This window comes from Desulfonatronovibrio magnus (genome assembly GCF_000934755.1).
Classification (GTDB): domain Bacteria; phylum Desulfobacterota; class Desulfovibrionia; order Desulfovibrionales; family Desulfonatronovibrionaceae; genus Desulfonatronovibrio; species Desulfonatronovibrio magnus.
The window spans coordinates 32,071-37,832 of record NZ_KN882189.1; the positions used below are offsets into that span (position 1 = coordinate 32,071).

5 protein-coding genes and 1 pseudogene are annotated in these 5,762 nt (G+C 45.6%); 3 read left to right on the plus strand and 3 right to left on the minus strand.

Going from position 1 to position 5,762, the window contains the following annotated elements:
* Positions 1–363, minus strand: a pseudogene (locus LZ23_RS24865) (hypothetical protein); the annotation flags it as partial.
* 199 nt (positions 364–562) lie between these two features.
* Between LZ23_RS24865 and LZ23_RS21385 the strand changes: the two are divergent.
* Positions 563–1,633: a glycosyltransferase family 4 protein gene (locus LZ23_RS21385; RefSeq protein ID WP_045217537.1), complete on the plus strand. Its 1,071-nt coding sequence runs from the start codon at positions 563–565 to the stop codon at positions 1,631–1,633.
* 28 nt (positions 1,634–1,661) lie between these two features.
* Here LZ23_RS21385 and LZ23_RS21390 read toward each other — a convergent pair whose 3' ends face one another.
* Both LZ23_RS21390 and LZ23_RS21395 read right to left on the minus strand, forming a co-directional pair.
* A complete protein-coding gene (locus LZ23_RS21390; protein ID WP_045217539.1) occupies positions 1,662–2,090 on the minus strand; it encodes a hypothetical protein in 429 nt (142 codons plus the stop codon).
* 501 nt (positions 2,091–2,591) lie between these two features.
* A complete protein-coding gene (locus LZ23_RS21395; protein ID WP_045217541.1) occupies positions 2,592–3,455 on the minus strand; it encodes an Rpn family recombination-promoting nuclease/putative transposase in 864 nt (287 codons plus the stop codon).
* 961 nt (positions 3,456–4,416) lie between these two features.
* Between LZ23_RS21395 and LZ23_RS21405 the strand changes: the two genes are divergently transcribed.
* Together LZ23_RS21405 and LZ23_RS21410 are read left to right on the plus strand one after the other, a co-directional pair.
* Positions 4,417–4,908 (plus strand): toxin-antitoxin system HicB family antitoxin, encoded by a 492-nt coding sequence (locus LZ23_RS21405; protein ID WP_045217545.1) that lies wholly within the window; start codon positions 4,417–4,419, stop codon positions 4,906–4,908.
* A 334-nt stretch (positions 4,909–5,242) separates the two neighbouring features.
* Positions 5,243–5,647, plus strand: a complete 405-nt coding sequence (locus LZ23_RS21410; protein ID WP_045217547.1) for an immunoglobulin domain-containing protein — start codon at positions 5,243–5,245, stop codon at positions 5,645–5,647.
* Positions 5,648–5,762: the final 115 nt, after the last annotated feature.

The window sequence follows — 5,762 nt, forward strand, 5'->3', positions numbered from 1 at the left end:
CTTGCTCAGTTCAGCACGTGTGTCGTCAATGCGTTTGTTTGTCTCATCAATTTGTTTGCTCAACTCCACACGTGTATCGTCAATGTCCTTGCTCAACTCTGTACGTGTATCGTCAATGCGTTTGTTTGTCTCGTCAATGCGCTTGCTCAGTTCAGAACGTGTCTCGTCAATGCGCTTGCTAAGTTCAGAACGTGTCTCATCAATGCGTCTGCTTTGATCTGCCAGATGAGTATTCACATCGTCCAGTCTTTGATTAGTCAACTCAAGAATTGTTTTTATCTGAGCATTGTCTTCCCTGATACTTTTCAATTCAGGGAGTATCCATTCCTGAAAGCCAGCTCTGAAAGCTTCTTTATAATCCATGTTTGTCCTCGCTTTGGGAGTATTTGTGTTTATTAATCTATTGATCTTTACCTGCCTTTGTCAAGGCTTAGAGTTTATGGGAAGGGTTGAAGGTTACCCGTTCAGCCTTCTGAGTTATAGGTTCAGGGGTTCCCGGTAGGTATTCTGATTATTCCCTTTTCCTTGACATATGGTTCTGCAAGGTCATAGTAGCAGACTTATGTTGACCGTACTTGTTGTATCCCAGTATCTTTCCTCTCATGCAGGCGGGGCTGAGCGCTATATTCAGGAAGTATGCTTCAGGCTTGAAAATAAAGGAATGAAGATTCATTTTCTGTCTGCTGAGGGTGGTCAAGACCTGAATATCTCAAGGCCATTCAGACTTTTTAGCGCCGGGTTCCATCCTTTGTGGCCCAGGCAGGTTGATGACATATTACGCAAGGTCAAGCCGGATATGATTTTTGCTCACTTTACAGTGCCAGGCATTACTGATGTTGTGCTCAGGAAAGCTGTTAAACATAGGATTCCAGTTTGTCTGGCCTACCATAGCGATGTGACTGGGCCGGAGTGGTATAGAAGATCCATGGGATATCTTTACTATAAGCTGGCAGGATGCAAGACCCTTGAGGGTGCCGACAGAATTTTTGTCTGCAGCCGAAAATACAGGCAAACTTCTCCATGGCTGGCCTCTCTAAAAAAGCCTTTTGATTTTATCGGTTATGGTGTTGATCCGGTTATGTCAGAGGCAAAGCAAAAACAAGCCACTCCATATATTTTTTTTGCAGGCAAGCCGGATGTGACCAGTAAGGGCTTTAATGTGCTGTATAAGGCCTGGATAGGCCTGAAGGACGATTATCCAGGCCTTGGATTGCTGGTGGCGGGAAATACTACGAGAGCTGATGAATACCCTGGAGCGCGTTTTTTAGGACAGGTAAATTCAAGGAGGGAACTGGCCGATCTATATGCTTCGGCATCTGTGACAGTTCTTCCCAGTATTAGCAATGCTGAGTCATTCGGTATGGTTTTGGCGGAATCTCTACTGGCGGGGACTCCTGTTGTTGGGTCGGATATTGGGGGGATTCCCGCTATTGTGGACGAGGGTTTTAATGGATATCTGGCCAAGCCGGGTGACTCCATATTTCTTGGGGAAGCTGTTAAAAATACATTGATCTCAGAGCAAAAATTGCGTCAGAATATTAGAGAGTTCAAGAATGAGTATCTTGAAAGATACAATTGGGACCGGATTGCAGAGAGGGTTGGGAAAGTTTTGGTGAAGTGCAGAAGAGTTTAGCGGTCAACAATCCAAGTAAACTGGCCGATTAATAAAGCAAGCTGAAAGCTTTTTTTAGAAGGTGATCATATTTTTCTAAGCGCTGGATTTCGTTCTGGGCTGTAAAGCCAAGAATTAGATGCAGGTCTTTGCTTATGGTGGGATGCAGAAGGGTCAGGGAAGTAAAACAGTCTTCCCGGCCAGTGCCCTGGTAAAGCTTGAATGCTATGTTGGCCATATACAGGTCTGCCAGAACTTTAAGCCATGGTCTGTGGTGCGGGCATTTTGCACCTGGATAGGTGAGTCTGGCATCGTCAAATCTGTCCTGGTTAATCTTGAAAATTACAGGCACTGCGCTGTCCCTTGGAAGGCCTGCAGTTAGGCAATACTTGTCAAGGTAGTAAATAGGGGCCTCAATTACCCATAAGAAGTCATTGCCAGGGGTTGGCATATTTTGATTAACTATTTGATTGTTCATGTCAGTTTTCTAACGTTGGCTGTGTCCGCAACCCAAATTTTTTTTCTCACGCAAAGGCGCAAAGGTCGCTAAGGAAGACAGCAAACTTTTGTGCTTTCTTACTTGGGAGCATTACGAGTTTTTTGAAAATGGATGGGGACAGTCCCGAAGCCAGGGACAGTCCCCCTCCGGGCTGTAAGCCTCCGGGCAGGAAGCCGTGCCATGCCGTAGTTTATAGCTTTTTACACAAAGACAGCCTTAACACACCCTATTCATATTTTGTTTTCAAAAAACTCGTAATGCTCCCTTCTTACTTTGTGAACTTTGCTCCTTCGTGGTTCAAAATTGCGTAATAGTTTAGCACTTTGCATGTGGCATGGGGCCCGGAGTGCCTGTCCCCTGTTTTTTCCTTAAAAAAAAGGGCTAAACCGTTACGATTTTTTCAAATAGGCATAGATATTGTTTCAGCCATCAGACCTTATGGATTGAAGGTGTGGTGTCAATCCATGAGGTCTAATCGTCCTACCGACTCACCGCCCCACTGCGTAATCCAGCAACCTGTTTTACAGTCAGCCCGGTTTTCAAGGCAATGGTCTCATCGTTCAGAACATCCAGCAGGTTTCGAGCTACGTTCAAGGTCGCCTCTTCCCGGCCTTCATCCCGAGCCGTATCCAGAACGTTTTTCAAATCCCGATAGTACTTCAGGCTGTCCTCGTACTTTTGTATCTCGTCCCTACTGAAATTGGCGATTTCGGCCACCTGGAAAAATTTCTCGAAGATCTGCTCCCGGAGTGCGTCCGGAATTTTGTCTAACCGGTCTAAGTGCTTTATGGCATAAAGCCACTTCTCGAACCGGGTTTCCAACTGGTCAAGGTTTTTTTGAAATTTGGGTAATGCCAGATAAATAAAGGTCAGTTTGTCGTAAAAAACCTTGTTGGTGACAATGTCCTGGAGCTTGATGTCATACCGGTACTTCTCAGGATCGTCCCTGTCCTCCTCAAAAACAAAATCCAGAATGCCGATGGTGTACACGGCCTTCAGTTCAAAATTCCAGTCCCCGCGCTGGGCCTGATGCTGAATCGGAAAGGTGGCGTAAAAAACACTGCGGTCCTTGAAAAAATTCTGTTTGGCCTTTTGCAGCTCCACGATGAATTTCTCGCCGCGCTCATTTTCGCAGTACAGATCAAAAATTGCCTTGCGGTCCAGACTGGTGTTGCCCAGATTTTCGTCTTTCAGATAGGTCAAATCAACGATCTGTCCCTGCTCGTCCTTGAGCAGTTCGTTCAGAAAGTCCCGCAACAAATCCTTGTGCGGCTCCTCGCCAAAAAGGCGCTTGAACCCATAGTCAGTAAAAAAATTTACATATCGATCCGTCAAATACGTCATAAATACCTCCTCCCTAACGCGGGATACTTCCGCAACCTAATCTGGGACAGTCCCCGCAACTCGCATTTCGATGTGCCGAAATTGGTGCTTGCGAGGGAAAAAAGCATGTACCGGGAATTAGCGCTCAGCGAGGGACAGTCCCAATGCCGAGCTACTATTCCCGCATTTGTCTCAAATTAACTTTTTTTATTGAAGCAATCAATGGGTAAGTCACTAAGCTTTTTCCGTGACCTTGCACGGAAAAAGTGGCCCCTTCGGGGCAACTACCTGTTAACCATTGCAAGACGATTTGAGCACGGCTTCCTGCCCGGAGGCATACAGCCCGGAGGGGGACTGGCTCTCCCGGCACTTATTTTTCAAATCTGTTTCTTGTTCAATAAGAAAATAAGTGCTGGGGTGCCTGTCCCCACAGACATGAAAGCAAAGATTTTTTAACGACCAACATGTTGGTTTGAAATTTCCGCTAAGCGCCTAGCGTGGGCTATGCCCGAAGCCCAATATGTTTCTCACGCAAAGACGCAAAGGCGCAAAGGAAGACAGTAAACAGTAATGGGATTTGCGCTTTCTTGCTTTGTGAAGTTTGCTCCTTCGTGGTTCGAAATTGCGTAATAGTTTAGCACTTTGCATGTGGCATGGGGCCCGGAGCGCCTGTCCCCTGCTTTCCTTAAAATGAGCTAACCTATTACAAAATTTCTTGTTTTTTATTACAGCAATCAATGAGTTAGTCGCTAACGCGGACTGTGCCCGCAACCCAGTGCCAAAAAAAACTCACCACAGAGACTCAGAGTGCACAAGAATAAGAAGGCATTATGAGTGCTCAATGTCAGGAAATTTATGACAGAAAAACTTTTTCTTGACAATGGTTCCGTATGTGGTACCAGGGTTTTGTTCGGTGCATGAAATCTATACAGATTAGTTTGTCCGGCGTCAAAATAGAGCAAGCAGAAAAAAGGATAACGTAATGAACAATTACTCAATACATCTTGTCTGGGACGAAGAGCATGAAGGATATGCTGGTTTTGTGCCGGAATTGCCGGAAGTTAAGTTTGTTGAAAAACAGGCAGATCTTGGAAAAGCAATAAACGGGGTCGTTCGTATGGCTCACCAGGCAGTAAAGGCAAGAGAGATGGGAGGAGATGCCGTCCCTGATAATTGCGCTCTTGGATCATTCAGCGGACAGTTTCGGCTGAGACTGCCAAGAAACCTGCATACCGCTCTGGCCAGAGAAGCTCAGGTCCAGGGAGTTTCTCTGAACAGCTATATAATGTATCTTTTAAGCACCAGGTACAGTCAGGAAAAAACATTGCAAAAAGTAGCAGAAGTTTATGAGGCCAAGATCGAGGCAACTGTCCGAGAGGTACATGAAATGGTGTCCAGTATGACTTTTGGAGAGCCTGAGACTGACGGTCTTGTGTGGAACAGCACTCAGACAGGCAGTGTTATCGCGCAGTAAGTTAAAGATAGATGAATGCTGGAATGCTGTAATGTTTAACCTATGAAACCAGGGTCCCCTTTGGGGTGTTTCATCGGGGCTGGGATTTAAGAAAGAAAAGAGGAAGAGAAGAATGGCCCACGGAATACACTGAAGGGCACGGAATGCAAAAAGTCAGAGGGCAGAAGTAAGAAAAGAAATGCTGGGATACTTACCCTTAAACCTTTGGATTGCCTTCAGCAAGAGTCATGTGGAAAATTTTTCAAGGGGTAACAATGATGGGATTGATGCTGATATTAATGCGATATTTGCCGGAAATTAAGAAAGAGTAAAAGGGATTTGAAAGGTTGAATAAATGATAAGCAATGTATGGTCGGTACTGTGCAGAGATATAATAACAGACCAGGAAACCAATTCTGTGTCATATTTAAGGTGCATTGAAGAGGGCAGCGCCGCCAGTCTGCCAGTTCGCATAGGCCCGTTGTTTCTAGGGACTTTATGGGAAAAAACCGGGCAGGAAAAAGAATCGATTATGTTTCGTATTACTCTGCAGGCGCCTGGTAATGTGAGTCAGGTTTTGATGCAGACCAAATCTGTATTCCTGGATCGCCCTCGGCACAGGTTGAATTTCAGGATAAGCTCTCTGAATATTGCCGACTTTGGTACGTACCATGTGATTGTTGAGTACAGTCAGGGACAGGAGTGGGTGCAGGGTTCCAGGCTTCCTGTTCTCATCCGGAAGATACAATCTCAAGGGTGAGGATTTAGTTTTGGAATTGAAGAAGAGAAGAATAGCCCACGGAATACACGGAAGGGCACGGAAGGGAAGAGAAAAAGGTCAGAGGGCAGAAGTCAGGGGATAGGGTTGGAAGAGA

Coding starts and splice junctions, on each gene's coding strand:
- LZ23_RS21385 (WP_045217537.1), top strand. CDS start 563: ATGTTGACCGTACTTGTTGTATCCCAGTATCTTTCCTCTCATGCAGGC.
- LZ23_RS21390 (WP_045217539.1), bottom strand. CDS start 2,090: ATGAACAATCAAATAGTTAATCAAAATATGCCAACCCCTGGCAATGAC.
- LZ23_RS21395 (WP_045217541.1), bottom strand. CDS start 3,455: ATGACGTATTTGACGGATCGATATGTAAATTTTTTTACTGACTATGGG.
- LZ23_RS21405 (WP_045217545.1), top strand. CDS start 4,417: ATGAACAATTACTCAATACATCTTGTCTGGGACGAAGAGCATGAAGGA.
- LZ23_RS21410 (WP_045217547.1), top strand. CDS start 5,243: ATGATAAGCAATGTATGGTCGGTACTGTGCAGAGATATAATAACAGAC.